The organism is Brevibacillus thermoruber 423, from assembly GCF_000454065.1.
Classification (GTDB): domain Bacteria; phylum Bacillota; class Bacilli; order Brevibacillales; family Brevibacillaceae; genus Brevibacillus; species Brevibacillus thermoruber.
The window spans coordinates 26,969-46,806 of record NZ_KE695656.1; the positions used below are offsets into that span (position 1 = coordinate 26,969).

Consider the following 19,838-nt stretch of genomic DNA (forward strand, 5'->3'; position numbering starts at 1 on the left):
CCGGCATGTTCCGCCGTATATATAATAGAGGAAACGCGCTATACTGAAGAAGGTACGCGCTTGTGTGTACCTGCCATCCGAAAAGCGGCACGCGAAGGAGGTTACCCGATGTCCCAACCCCTGGAGACACCCTATGAATTGATCGGCGGGGCGGAAACTCTGGCCCGCCTGGTGGATACGTTTTACGACCTGGTCAAGGAGCATCCCGATCTGGCTCCCCTGTTTCCGGAAGACTTTACCGAGGTCAAGGAACGGCAGTATCTGTTCCTGACCCAGTTTCTCGGCGGCCCGACGCTGTACAGCGACCGATACGGCCATCCGATGCTGCGTGCCCGCCACATGCGCTTTCCCGTTACGCCGAAGCGGGCGGAGGCGTGGCTCGCCTGCATGAGCGAAGCGATGGACCGCACCGGCCTGGAAGGAGACGTGCGCCGGCACATATTCGAACGCCTCAGACTGACGGCGTACCATATGGTCAATCAATGGGAATCGGACGAAGAAAAAGCGTAGGAGCTGCTCCTGCGCTTTTGTCGTCATATCCGGTTCAGGTTTGTTTGTTCGCCGCCCCCCAGAGCTGCCGCTTCGACACCTGCCGGGAGCCGAGATAGACCCCTGTCACGATCATCACCAAAGCGAACAGATGCAGCAGTTGAAGCCGCTCGTTCAAAAACAGCGCAGCAAAAAAGAGGCTGGCAAGCGGCATGCCGTTGAGAAAGACCGCCGTGCGGCTGGCCCCCAGGTGACGGATGCCGTAATTCCACCCCACCGATCCGAGAGCCGTGGCCAGACAGCCGGACACCAGAATTACCAGCCATTGAAACGGTGTGACTTCCAGTGACACATAGTAGCTGATCGGCTCCGCATAGAGGGCTGCCCCCCAGAGAAAGACGACACCAAACATCTGCGAAACGGCGGTCACCAGCAGCACCGGTACCCCGCGCGTCGTCAGCTTGCGGATCAGCAGACCTCCCGTGACGTACATGAGCATGGAGGCAAACATGATGACATCTCCCCAACCGTTTACGGCAATCGCCCCGTGCTGGGTCAACACGACGACCAGGACACCGCTGAACCCGACTGCGATTCCCACCGCTTTTCGCCAGGACATCGCTTCCCCGAGAAACACCATCGCCAGCAGCGCCGTGGCCAGCGGATTCAACCCCAGAATCAGCGAAGCATTGCCGGCGGACGTATACTGCACACCAGCGGCAAGCGTAATCTGGTGCAGGGCGATCGAACTTGCGCCCACTCCGGCGAGCAGCAGCCAGTCGATCGCGTTCAGCTTCAATTGGCGCCTGTAGGTCCACAGAATCGGGCTCAGGCAGACGCCCGCCACCGTCATCCGGATCGCTGCCACGTACAGGGGTGGAAACGTCGTCAAATACTTCACCATTACCACATTCAGCCCCCATAACGTGACGACACCGGCCAGTATGAGGTACAACCAACGTTCATTTCTTCCCATCCCATGCCCTTCTTCCCCTTGAGGTTGCTTCTGATTTCCTCATTGTAGCACAGGCAGACCGCACGATTTATTCGATGTTTTGATCGATGCGATGCAAAAGAGACATCAACTGTCAAATACAAAAAAACCCGACAGCCAACACTGTCGGGTTTGATCGTAATGCGATTACTCGATGATGGAGGATACTACGCCAGCACCAACGGTACGGCCACCTTCGCGGATAGCGAAGCGAGTACCTTGCTCCATCGCAACCGGTGCGATCAGTTCAACGGTGAACTCGGTGTTGTCGCCCGGCATTACCATTTCAACGCCTTCCGGCAGTTGGATGATACCGGTAACGTCAGTGGTGCGGAAGTAGAATTGCGGACGGTAGTTGGAGAAGAACGGAGTGTGACGGCCGCCCTCTTCTTTGGACAGAACGTATACTTCCGCTTTGAATTTGGTGTGCGGAGTAACGGAACCCGGCTTAGCCAGAACTTGGCCGCGCTCGATGTCTTTACGCTCAACACCGCGCAGCAGGGCACCGATGTTGTCACCCGCTTCAGCTTGATCCAGCAGCTTGCGGAACATTTCCACGCCGGTTACGGTAGTGGACTTGGTTTCTTCAGCCAGACCCACGATTTCTACTTGGTCACCCACTTTAACAGTACCGCGCTCTACGCGACCGGTAGCAACGGTACCACGACCGGTAATGGTGAATACGTCCTCTACCGGCATCAGGAACGGTTTGTCGGTAGCGCGTTCCGGAGTCGGGATGTAGTTGTCAACTGCATCCATCAGTTCGATGATTTTCTTAGCCCATTCGCCAGTCGGGTTGTCCAGAGCTTCTTTCGCGGAACCTTTGATAACCGGAATTTCGTCGCCCGGGAACTCGTATTGGGAGAGCAGGTCGCGAATTTCCATTTCAACCAGTTCCAGCAGCTCTTCGTCGTCAACCATGTCGCATTTGTTCATGAATACGACGATGTACGGAACGCCTACTTGGCGGGACAGCAGGATGTGCTCGCGAGTTTGCGGCATCGGACCGTCAGCAGCGGACACAACCAGGATTGCGCCGTCCATTTGAGCGGCACCGGTAATCATGTTTTTCACGTAGTCGGCGTGGCCCGGGCAGTCAACGTGAGCATAGTGACGGTTTTCCGTTTCATACTCAACGTGAGCGGTGTTGATGGTGATACCGCGCTCTTTTTCTTCCGGAGCAGCGTCGATGCTGTCGTACGCCATCGCTTTGGCTTTACCTTGTTGAGCCAGAACGGTGGTGATGGCAGCAGTCAGCGTGGTTTTACCGTGGTCAACGTGACCGATCGTACCAATGTTAACGTGCGGTTTCGTACGTTCGAACTTTTCTTTTGCCATGAGAGTTGAAGCCTCCTTAAATGATAAGGGTTTTATAGGGTGAAGAAAGGTTTACCCTATCAACGGATGTCCCCTCAATATTGTAAACCTTTCTCGTTTCAAGATAAAGTCAGTCCAGCCGATTATTCACCTTTGGACTTCTTGATGATTTCATCGGCAATGAACTTCGGTACTTCTTCGTAGTGGTCGATCACCATGGAGTAAGTACCGCGGCCTTGCGTACGGGAACGCAGTACGGTGGAGTAGCCGAACATCTCGGACAGCGGCACCATGGCGCGGATGACTTGCGCGTTTGCGCGAGCTTCCATACCTTCGATGCGGCCGCGGCGGGAGTTCAGGTCACCCATTACGTCACCCATGTACTCTTCCGGTACGGTTACTTCCACTTTCATGATCGGCTCCAGCAGAACCGCGTTACATTTCTTCGCCGCTTCTTTCAGCGCGAGAGAACCAGCCACTTTGAACGCCATCTCGGAGGAGTCGACGTCGTGGTAGCTACCGTCAAACAGCGTCGCTTTGATATCGACGAGCGGGAAGCCGGCGAGAACACCGTTTTTCATCGCTTCTTCGATACCTGCTTGTACCGCCGGAATGTATTCCTTCGGCACTACGCCACCGACGATCTTGTTCTCGAATTCGAAGCCTTTGCCCGGCTCGAGCGGAGAGAATTCCACCCAAACGTGACCGTATTGACCGCGGCCACCGGACTGGCGAACGAATTTCCCTTCCACCTTCGCGGTACCGCGGAAGGTTTCGCGGTAAGCAACCTGAGGTGCACCTACGTTCGCATCCACTTTGAATTCGCGCTTCAGGCGGTCGACGATGATCTCCAGGTGGAGCTCACCCATACCGGAAATAATCGTTTGACCGGTTTCTTCGTTTGTATAGGTTTTGAAGGTCGGGTCTTCCTCGGCCAGTTTGGCGAGGGCCATACCCATTTTGTCTTGGTCTGCCTTGGACTTCGGCTCGATCGCAACGGAGATAACCGGCTCTGGGAAGGTCATGGACTCCAGGATAACCGGTGCCTTTTCGTCGCAGAGCGTGTCGCCGGTCGTCGTGTCTTTCAGACCAACGGCAGCGGCGATATCACCGGAGTAAACCTGAGAGATTTCCTCGCGGTGGTTTGCGTGCATCTGCAGGATGCGGCCGATGCGCTCGCGCTTGCCCTTGGTGGAGTTGAGCACGTAGGAACCGGAGTTCAGCACACCGGAGTACACGCGGAAGAAGGTCAGTTTACCCACGTACGGGTCGGTCATGATCTTGAACGCCAGAGCGGCGAACGGACCATTGTCGTCAGCCGGACGGGTCACTTCTTCATTGGAATCGGGCAGAACGCCTTTGATCGCCGGGATATCAACCGGAGACGGCAGGTAGGCTACTACCGCGTCCAGCATCGGCTGAACCCCTTTGTTGCGGTAGGAAGAACCGCACAGCACCGGAGTGATTTTGCACTCGATGGTGCCTTTGCGCAGAGCCGCACGAATTTCGTCGTTGGTCAGCTCTTCGCCTTCCAGGTATTTCATCATCAGCTCTTCGTCTTGTTCCGCAGCCGCTTCGACCAGCTGCAGACGCAGCTCTTCGCACTTGTCTTTCAGTTCGGCCGGGATTTCGGTAGCGTCAGAGGTTTTGCCCAGGTCGTCGGTGTAGATGATCGCTTTCATCTCGATCAGGTCTACCATGCCGACAAACTTGTCCTCTGCGCCGATCGGGTATTGAATCGGTACGGGATTCGCACCGAGGCGCGTACGGATTTGCTCGACGCACATGTCGAAGTTGGCGCCAATGATGTCCATTTTGTTGACGTAGCAGATACGCGGTACGCCGTATCGGTCAGCTTGACGCCATACGGTTTCGGTCTGCGGCTCAACGCCACCCTTTGCGTCAAAGACGGTAACGGCACCGTCGAGTACGCGCAGGGAGCGCTCAACTTCAACAGTGAAGTCTACGTGGCCAGGCGTATCGATGATGTTGATTCGATGGCCTTTCCATTGAGCAGTGGTAGCAGCCGAAGTGATGGTGATACCGCGCTCTTGCTCTTGTTCCATCCAGTCCATGGTGGCAGCGCCTTCGTGCACTTCACCAATCTTGTGAACGCGACCGGTGTAGAACAGAATACGCTCGGTAGTGGTCGTCTTACCGGCATCGATGTGAGCCATGATACCGATGTTTCGCGTATTCGGCAGAGAGAACTCGCGAGCCATGTGGTATGCTCCTTCCATACTCGAGTGTGAGAATATACGGGTATCCAAAGCGGACACCCGCTTTGGATACTACCAGCGATAGTGTGCAAACGCTTTGTTTGCTTCAGCCATCTTGTGCGTGTCCTCACGCTTTTTCACTGCTGCACCAGTGTTGTTAGCCGCGTCGATGATTTCCGCCGCGAGACGCTGCTCCATGGTTTTCTCACCACGGGTACGCGCGTAGTTTACCAGCCAGCGCAGACCGAGTGTGGTACGGCGCTCCGGCTTCACCTCAACCGGTACTTGGTAGTTGGCACCGCCGACACGGCGAGCTTTCACTTCCAGTACGGGCATGATGTTTTTCAGCGCTTCTTCGAATACTTCCATCGGGTTGCGGCCGGTACGCTCCTCAACAATCTTGAATGCATTGTACAGGATGTTTTGCGCAACACCGCGCTTGCCGTCGTACATCAGCTTGTTGATCAGTCGGGTAACCAGCTTGCTGTTGTAGATCGGATCAGGCAGCACGTCACGACGGGCTACAGGACCTTTACGAGGCATCGTATTCCCTCCTTCTGTTTTATATTTTTCTCACGCCGTTTCACGTAGGCGATGGTTGTTATTTTTTCGCTGCAGCTTGGCCCGGTTTCGGACGTTTGGTACCGTATTTGGAACGACCTTGCTTGCGGTTGTTCACACCGGCAGTGTCAAGCGCACCGCGGACGATGTGGTAACGAACCCCCGGCAGGTCTTTTACACGGCCGCCGCGAACCAGCACCACGCTGTGTTCTTGCAGGTTGTGGCCAATACCACCAATGTAAGCTGTAACCTCAATACCGTTGGTCAAACGCACACGAGCGTATTTACGCAGCGCGGAGTTTGGCTTTTTCGGAGTCATGGTACCCACACGAGTGCAGACACCGCGTTTTTGAGGAGAGCTTTGGTTGGTTTGGGTTTTCTTGAAGCTGTTGTACCCCTTTTGCAGAGCAGGGGACTTCGACTTCACAACCTTGTCCTTGCGACCTTTGCGCACCAATTGGTTCATTGTAGGCATGGATGTTACCTCCCTTCTTATTACCCAATCTCAAGACCACAGATCCAGGTGAGTCATTTTTGGGTCAAATAGAAAGTCTTTGCAAGCAACCCGTAGGGATCGCCAACAAAAACATCGTTAACCACTTTTCTTGATCGCGGCAGTCGCCGCTCCCACCTCGATTCCGCACGCTTTGCCCAAACGGCGCATGGAATCGACGTAGATGACTGGCACACCCTTCTCTTTGCAAAGGAGCTCGACCTTTTGGGTCAGTCGGCGATCGGCGTCCGTGGCGATAAAGACCGTGTCCGCCTGCTGGTGTTCCACGGCTTTCATCGTCTGCTTGATGCCGATTGTCAGCTCCTTGGCCCGCTCTACTTTTTCATAAGACATGATGATCATATCCTCCAAAGTACAGATGTCAGGCACACTTGAATATAATATCAGTTGGGTGCTTGAATGTCAACGCCTGCGACCCTTAATTTTTTATGCAAGACAAGGTGCCCCTCCCGAGCGGAAGGGCACCTTGCTTGTGTCACGGTCTATTCTACCGAAACAGCTTCGAGCTGTTCCTGGCCTCCGTTGGCCTGCGCTTCGTGTTCGGCGCGGCTCATCACCTTGATGTTGCGGTAGCGCGACATGCCGGTACCGGCCGGAACCAGTTTCCCGATAATGACGTTTTCCTTCAGGCCGAGCAGGCGGTCCACCTTGCCCTTGATCGCGGCGTCGGTGAGGACGCGCGTCGTTTCCTGGAAGGATGCGGCCGACAGGAAGGAGTCGGTTTCGAGCGACGCCTTGGTAATCCCCAAGAGGACCGGACGACCCACGGCAGGCGTTTTGCCTTCCATGAGCACCTTGGCGTTTGCCTGCTCGAACTCGTGCACTTCCACGTAGGAACCCGGCAGCAGGTCGGTGTCGCCGCTGTCGATGACGCGCAGCTTGCGCAGCATCTGACGGATCATGACCTCGACGTGCTTGTCGTTAATTTCTACCCCCTGCATCCGGTACACTTTTTGCACCTCTTGCAGGATGTAGTTGGACACACCGCGCTGGCCGCGTACTTTCAGCATTTCTTTCGGGTCGACGGAACCTTCGGTGAGCTCGTCGCCGGCACTCAGCTTGGTGCCTACGGACACCTTGATGCGGGAGCCGTACGGTACGGCGTACACCTTGTTCTCCGCCTCGCCGCGCACCTCGATCTCGCGGCGGTCTTTGCCTTCGCGGATGTCGATCACTTCCCCGTCGATCTCGGAGATGACCGCCTGCCCCTTCGGATTGCGGGCTTCGAACAGCTCCTGAATCCGCGGCAAACCTTGGGTAATGTCGTCACCCGCAACCCCGCCGGTGTGGAACGTCCGCATCGTCAACTGGGTACCCGGTTCACCGATGGACTGAGCGGCGATGATGCCGACCGCTTCGCCGATCTCCACTTCGGCCCCGGTCGCCAGGTTGCGGCCATAGCAGCGTTTGCAGACGCCGTGGCTGGTACGGCAGGACAGCACGCTGCGGATGTACACCTCGGTGATGCCGGCTTTTTCGATCTTGTCGGCGATCTCCTCGGTGATCTCCTGATTGCGGCCGACGATGATCTCGCCGGTCTCCGGATGGCGCAGGGTCTCGAAGCAGGTGCGGCCAATGATGCGGTCAGCCAGCTTCTCGATTTCTTCCTTGCCGTCCTTGATCGCGGAGACGCGGATGCCCTTGTCGGTGCCGCAATCCTCTTCGCGGACGATCACGTCCTGCGCCACGTCGACGAGACGGCGGGTCAGGTAACCCGAGTCAGCCGTCCGCAGCGCCGTGTCGGCGAGACCTTTCCGCGCGCCGTGCGTGGAGATGAAGTACTCCAATACGGTCAGACCTTCGCGGAAGTTGGACTTGATCGGCAGCTCGATAATCCGGCCGGACGGGTTGGCCATGAGACCGCGCATCCCGGCCAGCTGCGTAATCTGCGACACGTTACCGCGGGCACCGGAGTTGGCCATCATGAAGATCGCGTTGAATTTGTCCATGGACTTCATCAGGACGTCGGTCACTTCATCCTTGGCCTTGGACCAGATGGAGATGACCCGGTCGTAGCGCTCGTCCTCGGTAATCAGACCGCGGCGGTACTGCGTCATGACGGTTTGTACCTTTTTGTCTGCTTCTTCCAGGATCTCTTTCTTTTTCTCCGGCACGACGATGTCGGCGACGGCGATGGTGATCCCGGCCTTGGTCGAGTACATGAAGCCCAGTTCCTTGATCTTGTCGAGGATCTTGGACGTTTCCGTCGTTCCGAAGCGGCGGAAGCACTCGGAGATGATCGTTCCAAGGAAGCCTTTTTTCACGGCTCCCTGGTCCGGCAGCTTCTTGATAAACTCTTTCACGTTCGTGCCTTTTTCAAAGATAAAGTACTCGTTCGGCACGCCTTTTTGCAGGTTGGCCTTGGTCGGCACATTGATGTACGGCAGTTCCGGCGGGAAGATCTCGTTGAAGATCAGTTTCCCGACGGTCGTGACCAAGAGCGCGTTCTTCTGCTCTTCGGTGAAGCTGGTTTTGTTCAGGCTCTTGGTCGGCAGCGCGATGCGCGTATGCAGGCTGATGTAGCCGTGCTGGTACGCGGCGATCGCGTCATGCGGATCGCGGTATACCGTACCTTCGCCCTTGTCGCCCTCGCGCTCCAGGGTCAGATAGTACGACCCCAGCACCATGTCCTGGGACGGCGTAACGACCGGTTTTCCGTCTTTCGGGTTCAGGATGTTTTGCGCCGCCAGCATGAGGATGCGGGCTTCCGCCTGTGCCTCTGCGGAGAGCGGCACGTGCACGGCCATCTGGTCGCCGTCGAAGTCGGCGTTGTACGCCGTACATACGAGCGGGTGCAGACGGATCGCGCGGCCTTCCACCAGGACCGGTTCGAACGCCTGGATACCGAGACGGTGCAGGGTGGGGGCGCGGTTCAGGAGCACCGGGTGTTCGCGGATGACGTCTTCGAGAACGTCCCACACCTCAGGCTGCACGCGTTCCACCTTGCGCTTGGCGCTCTTGATGTTGTGAGCGAGGCCCTTGGCCACCAGCTCCTTCATCACGAACGGCTTGAACAGTTCCAGCGCCATTTCCTTCGGCAGACCGCACTGGTACATCTTCAGGTTCGGACCGACGACGATTACGGAACGGCCGGAGTAGTCCACGCGCTTACCCAGCAGGTTTTGGCGGAAACGGCCCTGCTTCCCTTTCAGCATGTGGCTGAGGGATTTCAGCGGACGGTTGCCCGGACCGGTCACCGGACGGCCGCGGCGGCCGTTGTCGATGAGCGCGTCCACCGCTTCCTGCAGCATGCGCTTCTCGTTTTGTACGATGATGTCCGGAGCGCCCAGTTCCAGGAGGCGCTTCAGACGGTTGTTGCGGTTGATCACGCGGCGGTACAGGTCGTTCAGGTCGGAGGTGGCGAAACGGCCCCCGTCCAACTGAACCATCGGACGCAGCTCCGGCGGAATGACCGGCAGCACGTCCAGCACCATCCACTCCGGACGGTTGCCGGAGTTGCGGAACGCCTCCAGCACTTCGAGGCGCTTGATCGCGCGGTTTCGGCGCTGACCCTGTGCCGTCTTCAGTTCTTCCTTCAGCGCTTCCACTTCTTTGTCCAGGTCGATTTCCTGGAGCAGGCGCTTGATCGCTTCCGCCCCCATCATCGCCTGGAAGGAGTAGCCGTATTTTTCCCGGTAGTTGCGGTATTCCTTTTCGGACAGCAGCTGTTTTTTGTCCAGCGGCGTATCGCCCGGATCGGTTACCACGTAGGATGCAAAGTAGATAACTTCCTCCAGGGAGCGCGGCGACATGTCGAGCACGAGGCCCATGCGGCTCGGGATCCCTTTGAAGTACCAGATGTGAGAGACGGGTGCAGCCAGTTCGATGTGCCCCATCCGCTCACGACGAACCTTGGCGCGGGTCACTTCCACGCCGCAGCGGTCGCACACGACGCCTTTGTAGCGAACGCGCTTGTACTTGCCGCAGTGGCACTCCCAGTCCTTGGTCGGACCGAAAATGCGCTCACAGAACAAACCGTCCTTTTCCGGCTTCAATGTGCGGTAGTTGATCGTCTCCGGCTTTTTCACTTCCCCGTACGACCAGGAACGAATCTTGTCCGGGGAAGCCAAGCCGATCTTCATGTATTCGAAGTTGTTCACGTCTATCACAGGGCGTTACCTCCCTTTGTACCGGAATCTTACTCTTCGTCCAAGCTTCCAGCTTCAAGCACGAGGTTCAGCTTTTCACCGGTGCCCTCGTCCTCTTCTTCCATTTCGCGCATTTCAATTTCCTGCTCGTCTTCGGACAGGATCTTCACGTCCATACCCAAGCTTTGCAGTTCCTTGATGAGAACCTTGAAGGACTCAGGAACACCCGGCTCCGGTACGTTTTCGCCTTTGACGATCGCTTCGTACGTCTTCACGCGGCCCACGACGTCGTCGGACTTGACGGTAAGGATTTCCTGCAGGGTGTACGCAGCGCCGTACGCTTCCAGCGCCCACACCTCCATCTCCCCGAAACGCTGTCCGCCAAACTGGGCTTTCCCACCCAGCGGCTGCTGCGTGACGAGGGAGTACGGACCGGTGGAACGGGCGTGAATCTTGTCGTCGACCAGGTGCGCCAGCTTCAGCATGTACACGCAGCCGACCGTGACGCGGCGGTCAAACGGTTCGCCCGTGCGGCCGTCGTACAGGATGGTTTTCCCGTCGCGGTCCAACCCGGCTTCTTCCAGGGTCTGGAACACGTCTTCCTGACGCGCTCCGTCGAATACCGGCGTTGCCACGTGGATGCCCAGCATCTTGGCTGCCATCCCCAAGTGGGTCTCCAGCACCTGACCGATGTTCATCCGGGACGGTACGCCCAGCGGGTTGAGCACGATCTCGACCGGCGAGCCATCCGGCAGGAACGGCATGTCTTCCTCCGGCATGATGCGGGCGATAACCCCTTTGTTACCGTGGCGGCCCGCCATCTTGTCGCCCACGGAGATTTTCCGTTTTTGCGCGATGTAGACGCGCACCAGTTGGTTGACGCCCGGCGGCAGTTCGTCGCCGTTTTCGCGCGTAAACACCTTGACGTCGACGACGATACCGGAACCGCCGTGCGGCACGCGCAGGGAGGTGTCGCGCACTTCACGCGCCTTTTCCCCGAAGATGGCGTGCAGCAGGCGCTCTTCCGCGGTCAGCTCGGTAACCCCTTTCGGCGTCACTTTCCCGACCAGAATGTCGCCGTCCTGAATTTCCGCACCGACGCGCACGATACCGCGCTCGTCCAGGTTTTTCAACGCGTCTTCACCCACGTTCGGGATGTCGCGCGTGATTTCTTCCGGACCCAGCTTGGTGTCGCGGGCTTCGGACTCGTATTCCTCGATATGGATAGACGTATAGACGTCGTCTTTTACCAGTTTTTCGCTCAGAAGGATGGCGTCCTCGTAGTTGTACCCTTCCCAGGTCATGAACGCAACGATGACGTTGCGGCCCAGCGCCAGTTCGCCTTTTTCCGTGGACGGACCGTCAGCGATGATGTCGCCCTTCTCCACCCAGTCGCCTTTTCTCACGATCGGGCGCTGGTTGATGCAGGTGCCCTGGTTGGAACGGATAAACTTGTGCAGCTTGTATTTGTCGAGGTCGCCCGCCACCTTCTTGCCGTCGATCTCCTTGTAGCGGCGCACCCAAATCTCGCGGGCGGTCACGCGCTCCACCTGGCCGTCGTGCTTCGCCACGATCGCCACGCCGGAGTCCTGTGCCGCCTTGTGCTCCATCCCGGTGCCGACAAACGGCGCCTGCGGCACGAGCAGCGGAACGGCCTGCCGCTGCATGTTGGAACCCATCAGCGCGCGGTTGGCGTCGTCGTTTTCCAGGAACGGAATCAGCGCCGTCGCCACCGATACGACCTGCTTCGGCGAAACGTCCATGAAGTCAACCTTGTCGCGCGGCACGCTCAGGATCTCGCCCTTGCGCCGACAGATGACCATCTCGTTGATGAAGCGGCCTTCCTCGTCAAGCGGCTGGTTGGCCTGCGCCACGTTGTACACGTCCTCTTCGTCCGCCGTCAGGTAGACGATTTCGTCCAGCACGCGGCCCGTCTCCGGGTCCACTTTGCGGCGCGGCGTTTCGATGAAGCCGTAGTCGTTGATGCGGGCGTAAGTGGAGAGCGAGTTGATCAAACCGATGTTCGGACCCTCCGGCGTCTCAATCGGGCACATCCGGCCGTAGTGGGAGTGGTGAACGTCGCGCACTTCGAAACCGGCCCGTTCGCGGGTCAGACCACCGGGACCGAGCGCGGACAGACGGCGCTTGTGCGTCAGCTCCGCCAGCGGGTTGGTCTGGTCCATGAACTGGGAGAGCTGGGAGCTGCCGAAGAACTCCTTGATGGCAGCGATCACCGGACGAATGTTGATCAGGGCCTGCGGCGTGATCTGGTTCTGATCCTGGATCGACATGCGTTCGCGGACCACGCGCTCCATCCGGGACAGACCGATGCGGAACTGGTTCTGCAGCAGTTCGCCCACGGAGCGGAGACGACGGTTGCCCAGGTGGTCGATGTCGTCGGTCGAACCCACGCCGTGCAGCAGGTTGATAAAGTAGTTGATCGCAGCCACGATGTCGGCCGGCGTAATGTGCTTGATGGATTTGTCCACATTGCCGTTGCCGATCACCTTGATGATCTTGCCGTCTTCGTTCGGAGAGAAGATGTTGATCGCCTGCAGGCGCAGCGTGTCTTCCTCCAGAACGCCGCCGTGGGTGCGGACTTCCACAAACCCGACGCTTTCTTCCAGCGCCGGCAGGATGCGGTCCAGCAAACGGCGGTCAATCACCTGGCCGGCTTCGGCAATGATCTCGCCGGTTCGGGTGTCCACGAGCGTCTCCGCCAGCCGTTGATTGTAGAGGCGGTTTTTCAGGTGAAGCTTCTTGTTCATCTTGTAACGGCCGACAGACGCCAGATCATAGCGCTTCGGATCAAAGAAGCGGGAAATGAGCAGGCTCTTCGCGTTTTCCACCGTCGGCGGCTCACCCGGACGCAGGCGCTCGTAGATTTCGATCAGCGCCTTTTCCACGGAATCGGTGTTGTCTTTTTCCAGAGTGTTCTTGATGTATTCGTCCTCGCCCAGGAGGTTGAGAATTTCGATGTCGGAGCCAAAGCCGAGCGCACGCAAAAGGACCGTTACCGGGATTTTGCGGGTACGGTCGATGCGGACGTAAATGACGTCTTTCGCATCGGTTTCCAGCTCCAGCCATGCGCCGCGGTTTGGAATCACCGTCGCGGTAAACGTCTGCTTACCGTTTTTGTCCACTTTGGTGTTGTAATATACACTGGGGGAACGAACAAGCTGGCTTACGATGACACGCTCAGCCCCGTTGATAATGAAGGTTCCCGTTTCCGTCATGAGCGGGAAATCCCCCATGAAGACCTCTTGTTCCTTCACTTCGCCCGTCTCTTTGTTCAGCAAGCGGACCTTCACGCGCAGAGGCGCCGCATACGTGACGTCGCGTTCTTTCGACTCGTCCACGTCATATTTCGGTTCACCCAGGCTGTAATCGATGAACTCCAGCACGAGGTTTCCGGTGAAATCCTGGATCGGCGAAATATCCTGAAACATTTCGCGCAGTCCTTCGTCCAAGAACCATTGGTAGGACTTCTGCTGAATCTCGATCAGATTGGGAAGGCCCAGCACTTCGTTAATGCGTGAGTACGTACGACGCTGGCGGTGTCGGCCACTTTGAATCACTTTACCTGCCAACTTATTCACCCCTCAGGTTGTGTTTTCACACAAAATAAAAATGGGTTAAAGCAGTAACACCATTTTTAACCCAGAGAAACTCTATTTTAAAAGAATTCCCATATTTTTACACCCACATTCCTCCTCTATGTAAAAAAGAAGAAAACGGTTGACAAAACGGGAATTGCTGAAAAATAGACATTGATCCCATATTGACATTTTATAATGCTACCACAACGAAATATTCGCGTCAAGGGCGTTTTTTCTACTTCACCGCGCGGAAAATATGGTACCCCTTGCTCCGTTCCACTTCCTCCACGTCGCGGTACGTCTCCTGCAGCTTTTTCCAGGCGGATGGCGCTCCCTGCTTCTTTTGGATCACCACCCACAGTTCGCCCCCCTCCCGAAGCAGCCCGTGCCCTTCGGTAAAGATGCGGTGAACGATTTCCTTACCGGCGCGGATCGGCGGGTTGGTGAGAATCACGTCAAACGTCTCCCCCTGAACCGCAGCGTACACGTCGCTGACCCGGACCTCCACATTGCCAATGCCGTTCAGTTGGGCGTTGCGGCGAGCCAGTTCCACGGCCCGTTCGTTGATGTCGATCATCGTGACCCGCCCTTGGTCTGCCAGCTTGGCGGCCGCAAGCCCGATCGGTCCGTACCCGCAGCCCACGTCGAGCACGCGCGCGTCCCGGTCAACCTGCATCGTCTCAATCAACAGGACACTGCCGAAGTCCACCCGGTCGCGGGAAAAGACGCCGGCATCGGTAATGAAGCGCAGTTCGTGCCCGCGCAGGGTAAAGGAAAACTGGCGCTCGTCATGCGCGGCGCCGGGGCGGCTGGTGTAGTAATGGTCTGCCACGGTTCATCCAACCTTTCCTCGTCCGATCTGGGTGCATGTGTACAGAAAATCCCCCTGCCGCAGGCAAGGGGATGTTTCCGTTTCAGGAAGCCAACTTACTTGATTTCTACAGTTGCGCCAGCTTCTTCGAGTTTTGCTTTGATGGATTCGGCTTCTTCTTTGGACACGCCTTCTTTGAGTGTTTTCGGAGCGTTGTCCACCAGGTCTTTTGCTTCTTTCAGACCCAGGCCGGTCAGCTCGCGAACCACTTTGATCACGTTGATTTTGGAAGCGCCGCCGCTTACCAGGTTTACGGTGAATTCGGTTTGCTCAGCAGCAGCATCAGCAGCGCCAGCACCGCCAGCAACTACAGCTACCGGAGCAGCAGCGGTTACGCCGAACTCTTCTTCGATTGCTTTAACCAGTTCGTTCAGTTCCAGAACGGACATGCCTTTAATCGCTTCAATGATTTGCTCTTTGCTCATCTTCTAATCCTCCCATTCCAGGAAATTGTATTGGCGACGGCCGTTTACGCGGCCCGTCGAATGTGAAGTCCGTTTACGCTATTACGCGCCTTGGCCTTCTTTTTGATCGGATACTGCTTTGACAGCCAGCGCGAAGTTGCGGATCGGCGCCTGCAGTACGCTGAGGAGCATGGACAGCAGACCTTCGCGGGACGGCAGGGAAGCCAGCGCCTTGATTTGCTCCGGACCTACCACTTTGCCCTCGATGACGCCGCCTTTGATTTCGAGCTGCTCGTTTTTCTTCGCGAATTCCACCAGGACTTTCGCCGGAGCAACCGCATCATCCTTGCCAAACGCCAGCGCGTTCGGGCCCGTCAGATACTGATCCAGTTCAGTCAGGTTTTCTTTCGCGGTCGCCAGGCGGGTGAGCGTGTTTTTCAACACTTGGAACTCAACGCCTGCTTCGCGCAGTTGTTTGCGCAGTTCGGTCACCTGCGCTACGGTCAGGCCGCGGTAGTCAGCCACCACGGTGGTTTGGCTTTCGCGCAGTTTGGTTGCGATCTCATTTACCGCTTGTACTTTCTCTTCACGAATAACGGTTGGACGGATTTCTGCCAATGTTTACACCTCCCGTGCTCTATCCTCGAAAAAGAAGAATGCCCTCGTAGACATACGAGGGCATAATGTTCTATCGTCAAAGGAACGCAGCGGCTCCTTTTTCCGTACCATTACACGCCTCGGAGGGATATTAAGCATCGCTTGGACAAGCCAAACTCCGCACCTTCTGTCTACGGCATGACATATTCTTTTCATCAACAGGCACTATCATAGCAACTTCCCCACAGGAAGTCAAGTGTCATTATTTTACAGCGACGCGCACGCCCGGACCCATCGTGGAGCTGATGGATACGTTTTTCATGTAAACGCCTTTCGCTGCTGCCGGTTTCGCACGGTTGAGCGCTTCGGTCAGCGCAGCCAGGTTTTCCGCCAGCTTCTCGACGTCAAAGGACACTTTGCCGATCGGCGCGTGGATGTTACCTGCTTTGTCTACGCGGTACTCGATTTTACCGGCTTTGATTTCGTTGACGGCTTTGGCTACGTCGAAGGTAACGGTGCCGGTTTTCGGGTTCGGCATGAGGCCTTTCGGACCGAGTACGCGACCCAGTTTCCCTACTTCACCCATCATGTCCGGGGTGGCTACCACAACGTCAAAGTCAAACCAGCCGCCTTGGATTTTGGCGATCAGATCAGCATCGCCCACGTAATCGGCGCCAGCCGCTTCCGCTTCTTTCGCTTTTTCACCTTTCGCGAACACGAGAACGCGCTGTACTTTACCGGTACCGTGCGGCAGTACCACCGCGCCGCGGATTTGCTGGTCAGCACGCTTCGGGTCTACCCCCAGGCGAAACGCCGCTTCCACCGTTTCGTCAAACTTGGCGGACGCTGCTTTTTTCACCAGCTCGATCGCTTCGGTTACTTCGTATACCTTGTTTTTGTCAATCAGCTTGGCAGCTTCTTGATACTTTTTGCCTCGTTTTGCCATGTGTAAAATCTCCCTTCAATGTGGTCGTAGCGGTTTGATCCTCCCACAAATAGGGGGCACATTACCTGTACCCCCTCACAACAGCACCATTAGTCTTCGATCACGATACCCATGGAACGAGCCGTCCCTTCGATCATGCGCATAGCCGCTTCCACGGATGCAGCATTCAGGTCAGGGCGTTTCAGTTCCGCGATCTCGCGTACTTTGTCACGCTTCAGGGTAGCGACCTTGGTTTTGTTCGGTACGCCGGAACCGGACTCGATGCCAGCAGCTTTTTTCAGCAGAACAGCAGCCGGCGGAGTCTTCGTGATGAAGGTGAAGGAACGGTCTTCATAAACGGTAATTTCTACCGGAATGATCATTCCTGCTTCGCTCTCTGTACGAGCGTTGAATTCTTTACAGAATCCCATGATGTTCACACCAGCTTGGCCGAGAGCCGGACCTACCGGAGGTGCAGGATTTGCTTTACCTGCCGGGATTTGTAACTTAATTACGCGGATAACCTTCTTAGCCACGTAAGACACCTCCTTACTTCACATGTGGTTAATGCGGGGGCATGCCCCCTCCCACCGTTTTGTCGAAAGCCTATGTAGACTTTCCATCTATAGTGAGAGTGCAAGAAACCCCAGAGTTTGCGGCGGGATTGCAAAGACGGCGTCGCCGTTTTTGCTGCCCTTTGGGGGCACATCATCTTTTTTAAAAATCGCCGAGACGATTTTTAAAACAAAATGAAATGTACCACATAGCGCGATACTTTTCAAGATCAATCCTAATCCAATTTTTGAACCTGCGTAAAGTCCAATTCCACCGGTGTTTCACGCCCGAAGATGTCCACCAGCACACGGACCTTCTGTCTGTCTGGGTGAATCTCGATGATTTCTCCCGTCCGGTTGGAGAACGGACCGTCCGTCACCCGCACCATATCGCGGAGAGCGAAGTCGACTTTGACCTTGGGAATCTCGATCCCCATCTGACGGAGGATCGCATCCGCCTCTTCAGGACGCAGCGGAGTCGGTTTGGAACCGGCGCCCGTGGAACCGACAAAGCCGGTAACCCCAGGGGTGTTGCGCACGACATACCACGAGTCGTCCGTCATCACCATTTCAACAAGGACGTATCCGGGAAACACTTTTTTCGTGACGGTGCGTTTTTTGCCGTCCTTCGTCTCCACCTCTTCTTCGGTGGGGACGAGAACGCGGAAGATCTTGTCTTCCATGCCCATCGACTCGACGCGTTTCTCCAGATTGGTCTTTACCTTGTTTTCATAACCTGAGTACGTATGAACGACATACCATGCTTTTTCCATATCCACAAGGACGTTTCCGTCCGTCCCTCCTAGGCTTGCAAAATTACTTTCCTAAAATCAAATCGATCACGCGCGAGATACCCAAGTCGATGACGAAGAAGAACAGCGCAAGCAGCGTCACCGTTACAAGAACGACGATCGTGTAGCTGGTCAGTTCTTTCCGGTTGGGCCAGCGGACCTTCTTCAGTTCGGACATGACGTCGCCGAAAAATTCGCCTGTCCGGCGAAATCCGGCACCGATTCGTGCTAGGAAACCCACAGTGCCACCCCCAGACTTCGTCGCTTCCATGCGTTACTTCGTCTCGCGATGAAGGGTATGCTTCTTGTCACGGGAGCAGTACTTTTTCAGTTCCACACGCTCGGTAGTCGTGCGCTTGTTTTTGGTGGAGATATAGTTACGCTCACCACACTCGGTGCACGCCAACGTGATGTTTACTCGCATTTATTGCCACCTCCATCTCATTTCAAACCTTCGCTGCTGATAGAAAGGGAACAAAATAGTACGGGAAAACCGCTACTTTTCCTGACCATTTGTGAGACAGCAGCCATCAAACACGAGAGAAAATCGTTTATGGCTACCTAAACAAATTTATCACACCCGTCTACCCATGTCAACAAAACGGCTTGACAAGAGGAAAGTATTTTGTTCCAGAATGCAAAAAAGAGATTCTCTGTATCACAGATGAATCTCTCTTCCTTCCAGATACCGTTCCAGCTTGCGCTTCACCCGCTGCAGGGCGTTGTCGATCGACTTGACGTGACGCTTCAGCTCCACGGCGATCTGCTGGTAGGAACGTCCGTCCAGATACAGCATCAGCACCTGCCGTTCCAGGTCGCTCAGGATCTCGCTCATCTTTCCCTCGATGTCGTCAAATTCCTCGCGGTTGATGAACAGCTCTTCCGGATCGGTCACCTTGGTGCCGCAGATGACGTCCAGCAGCGTACGGTCGGAATCTTCATCGTAGATGGGCTTGTCCAGCGATACGTAGGAGTTGAGCGGAATGTGTTTTTGGCGGGTAGCCGTTTTGATGGCGGTAATAATCTGGCGGGTGATGCACAGTTCGGCAAACGCTTTGAACGATGTGAGCTTGTCCCCTCGGAAATCGCGAATCGATTTGTACAGGCCGATCATGCCTTCCTGCACAATGTCTTCGCGGTCGGCCCCAATAAGAAAATAGGAACGCGCTTTGGCCCGCACGAAATTTTTGTACTTGTTGATCAAGTACTCCAGGGCCTCGGCATCATTTTCGCGAACCAGGTCGACTATCTCTTCGTCGGACATCATCTCATATTGGGCATGTTTCAACTCCTTGAGGTCAACACTCACGAATGATCCCTCCGCCAACCGGTTTCTCACAGATACGGCTATTATACATGCGGCATAAAAAAGCGTCAACCGAATCCAAGTTATTCCCTTCGCCATTTTTCGAATATTTTCGCTATTTCCCCGTCCAGCGAAATGCGGGTGGAAAACCGCTCTTCATGCGTTTTGTCCACCTGCTGCTTGATCTCTTTCCCGACACTTTCCATGTCCAGAAGAAGTTCCCTGGCCGACTTGCGCAGCGCCCCCTGGCCGAAGATGACGCGCTGGGAGGTGTAGTCGGACGTCGCTACATAAATTTGTCGATTTTTTTCGTGAAATTCCAAGACCAACTGTTCAATTTTTTCGTCGGCTGTCTCTTTCTGTTTGGTGTAGTAGATGTCCACCCGGTAGTCCTGCATCTGCCGGCCGGCACCAGGCACGTTGTAGGCGTCAAACACGATGATCACCTTGATCCCGGTAAAGCTCTGGTACTCGGCCAGCTTGGAGATGAGCAGGTCGCGCGCTTCGTCCATGCGATCCTGGTCCTTGAGTGCGCGCAGGTCGGGCCAGGCCCCGATGATGTTGTAGCCGTCCACAATCAACAGTTGTTTGGCTTTCCTTTTCGCCATT

The 19,838-nt window shown here is 56.1% G+C and carries 19 protein-coding genes and 1 other annotated feature; of the genes, 1 reads left to right on the plus strand and 18 read right to left on the minus strand.

Going from position 1 to position 19,838, the window contains the following annotated elements; all coding sequences use genetic code 11:
- Window positions 1-108: 108 nt before the first annotated feature.
- Window positions 109-510: a globin domain-containing protein gene (locus M516_RS0122215; RefSeq protein ID WP_029101071.1), complete on the plus strand. Its 402-nt coding sequence runs from the start codon at window positions 109-111 to the stop codon at window positions 508-510.
- Between the two features lie 34 nt (window positions 511-544).
- Here the strand turns inward: M516_RS0122215 and M516_RS0122220 are convergent, their stop codons facing one another.
- The 18 genes from M516_RS0122220 to M516_RS0122305 form a co-directional block, all read right to left on the minus strand.
- The gene (locus tag M516_RS0122220) at window positions 545-1,465 is read right to left on the minus strand and encodes a DMT family transporter (RefSeq protein ID WP_029101072.1); all 921 of its coding nucleotides are present in this window, start codon (window positions 1,463-1,465) and stop codon (window positions 545-547) included.
- Between the two features lie 165 nt (window positions 1,466-1,630).
- Window positions 1,631-2,821, minus strand: a complete 1,191-nt coding sequence (tuf, locus tag M516_RS0122225; RefSeq protein WP_029101073.1) for an elongation factor Tu — start codon at window positions 2,819-2,821, stop codon at window positions 1,631-1,633.
- 122 nt (window positions 2,822-2,943) lie between these two features.
- Window positions 2,944-5,022, minus strand: coding sequence for an elongation factor G (gene fusA, locus M516_RS0122230; protein ID WP_029101074.1), 2,079 nt, complete (start codon window positions 5,020-5,022; stop codon window positions 2,944-2,946).
- A 69-nt stretch (window positions 5,023-5,091) separates the two neighbouring features.
- Complete coding sequence (gene rpsG / locus M516_RS0122235; RefSeq protein ID WP_029101075.1) at window positions 5,092-5,562, minus strand: 30S ribosomal protein S7; 471 nt, start codon at window positions 5,560-5,562, stop codon at window positions 5,092-5,094.
- A 58-nt stretch (window positions 5,563-5,620) separates the two neighbouring features.
- Entirely contained in the window at window positions 5,621-6,055 is a 435-nt protein-coding gene (gene rpsL, locus M516_RS0122240) for a 30S ribosomal protein S12 (protein ID WP_029101076.1), read from the minus strand.
- Between the two features lie 117 nt (window positions 6,056-6,172).
- Window positions 6,173-6,427 (minus strand): 50S ribosomal protein L7ae-like protein, encoded by a 255-nt coding sequence (locus tag M516_RS0122245; RefSeq protein ID WP_029101077.1) that lies wholly within the window; start codon window positions 6,425-6,427, stop codon window positions 6,173-6,175.
- 149 nt (window positions 6,428-6,576) lie between these two features.
- Window positions 6,577-10,203: a DNA-directed RNA polymerase subunit beta' gene (gene rpoC / locus M516_RS0122250; protein ID WP_029101078.1), complete on the minus strand. Its 3,627-nt coding sequence runs from the start codon at window positions 10,201-10,203 to the stop codon at window positions 6,577-6,579.
- A gap of 29 nt (window positions 10,204-10,232) precedes the next feature.
- Complete coding sequence (rpoB, locus tag M516_RS0122255) at window positions 10,233-13,772, minus strand: DNA-directed RNA polymerase subunit beta (RefSeq protein ID WP_029101079.1); 3,540 nt, start codon at window positions 13,770-13,772, stop codon at window positions 10,233-10,235.
- A gap of 244 nt (window positions 13,773-14,016) precedes the next feature.
- On the minus strand, window positions 14,017-14,613 hold the full coding sequence (locus M516_RS0122260; protein WP_029101080.1) for a class I SAM-dependent methyltransferase: 597 nt from the start codon (window positions 14,611-14,613) through the stop codon (window positions 14,017-14,019).
- Window positions 14,614-14,708: 95 nt separating this feature from the next.
- Window positions 14,709-15,077 (minus strand): 50S ribosomal protein L7/L12, encoded by a 369-nt coding sequence (rplL, locus tag M516_RS0122265; RefSeq protein WP_029101081.1) that lies wholly within the window; start codon window positions 15,075-15,077, stop codon window positions 14,709-14,711.
- Between the two features lie 81 nt (window positions 15,078-15,158).
- A complete protein-coding gene (gene rplJ / locus M516_RS0122270) occupies window positions 15,159-15,674 on the minus strand; it encodes a 50S ribosomal protein L10 (protein WP_029101082.1) in 516 nt (171 codons plus the stop codon).
- A gap of 24 nt (window positions 15,675-15,698) precedes the next feature.
- Window positions 15,699-15,868, minus strand: a sequence feature (ribosomal protein L10 leader region).
- A gap of 47 nt (window positions 15,869-15,915) precedes the next feature.
- Complete coding sequence (gene rplA, locus M516_RS0122275) at window positions 15,916-16,599, minus strand: 50S ribosomal protein L1 (RefSeq protein WP_029101083.1); 684 nt, start codon at window positions 16,597-16,599, stop codon at window positions 15,916-15,918.
- An 89-nt stretch (window positions 16,600-16,688) separates the two neighbouring features.
- Window positions 16,689-17,114, minus strand: a complete 426-nt coding sequence (rplK, locus tag M516_RS0122280) for a 50S ribosomal protein L11 (RefSeq protein WP_029101084.1) — start codon at window positions 17,112-17,114, stop codon at window positions 16,689-16,691.
- A gap of 254 nt (window positions 17,115-17,368) precedes the next feature.
- Window positions 17,369-17,905, minus strand: a complete 537-nt coding sequence (nusG, locus tag M516_RS0122285) for a transcription termination/antitermination protein NusG (protein WP_029101085.1) — start codon at window positions 17,903-17,905, stop codon at window positions 17,369-17,371.
- Between the two features lie 43 nt (window positions 17,906-17,948).
- On the minus strand, window positions 17,949-18,164 hold the full coding sequence (secE, locus tag M516_RS0122290; RefSeq protein ID WP_029101086.1) for a preprotein translocase subunit SecE: 216 nt from the start codon (window positions 18,162-18,164) through the stop codon (window positions 17,949-17,951).
- Between the two features lie 33 nt (window positions 18,165-18,197).
- Window positions 18,198-18,347 (minus strand): 50S ribosomal protein L33, encoded by a 150-nt coding sequence (rpmG, locus tag M516_RS0122295; protein ID WP_029101087.1) that lies wholly within the window; start codon window positions 18,345-18,347, stop codon window positions 18,198-18,200.
- A 234-nt stretch (window positions 18,348-18,581) separates the two neighbouring features.
- Entirely contained in the window at window positions 18,582-19,232 is a 651-nt protein-coding gene (sigH, locus tag M516_RS0122300) for an RNA polymerase sporulation sigma factor SigH (protein WP_029101088.1), read from the minus strand.
- Between the two features lie 80 nt (window positions 19,233-19,312).
- Window positions 19,313-19,837: an NYN domain-containing protein gene (locus M516_RS0122305; RefSeq protein WP_029101089.1), complete on the minus strand. Its 525-nt coding sequence runs from the start codon at window positions 19,835-19,837 to the stop codon at window positions 19,313-19,315.
- Window position 19,838 lies beyond the last annotated feature (1 nt).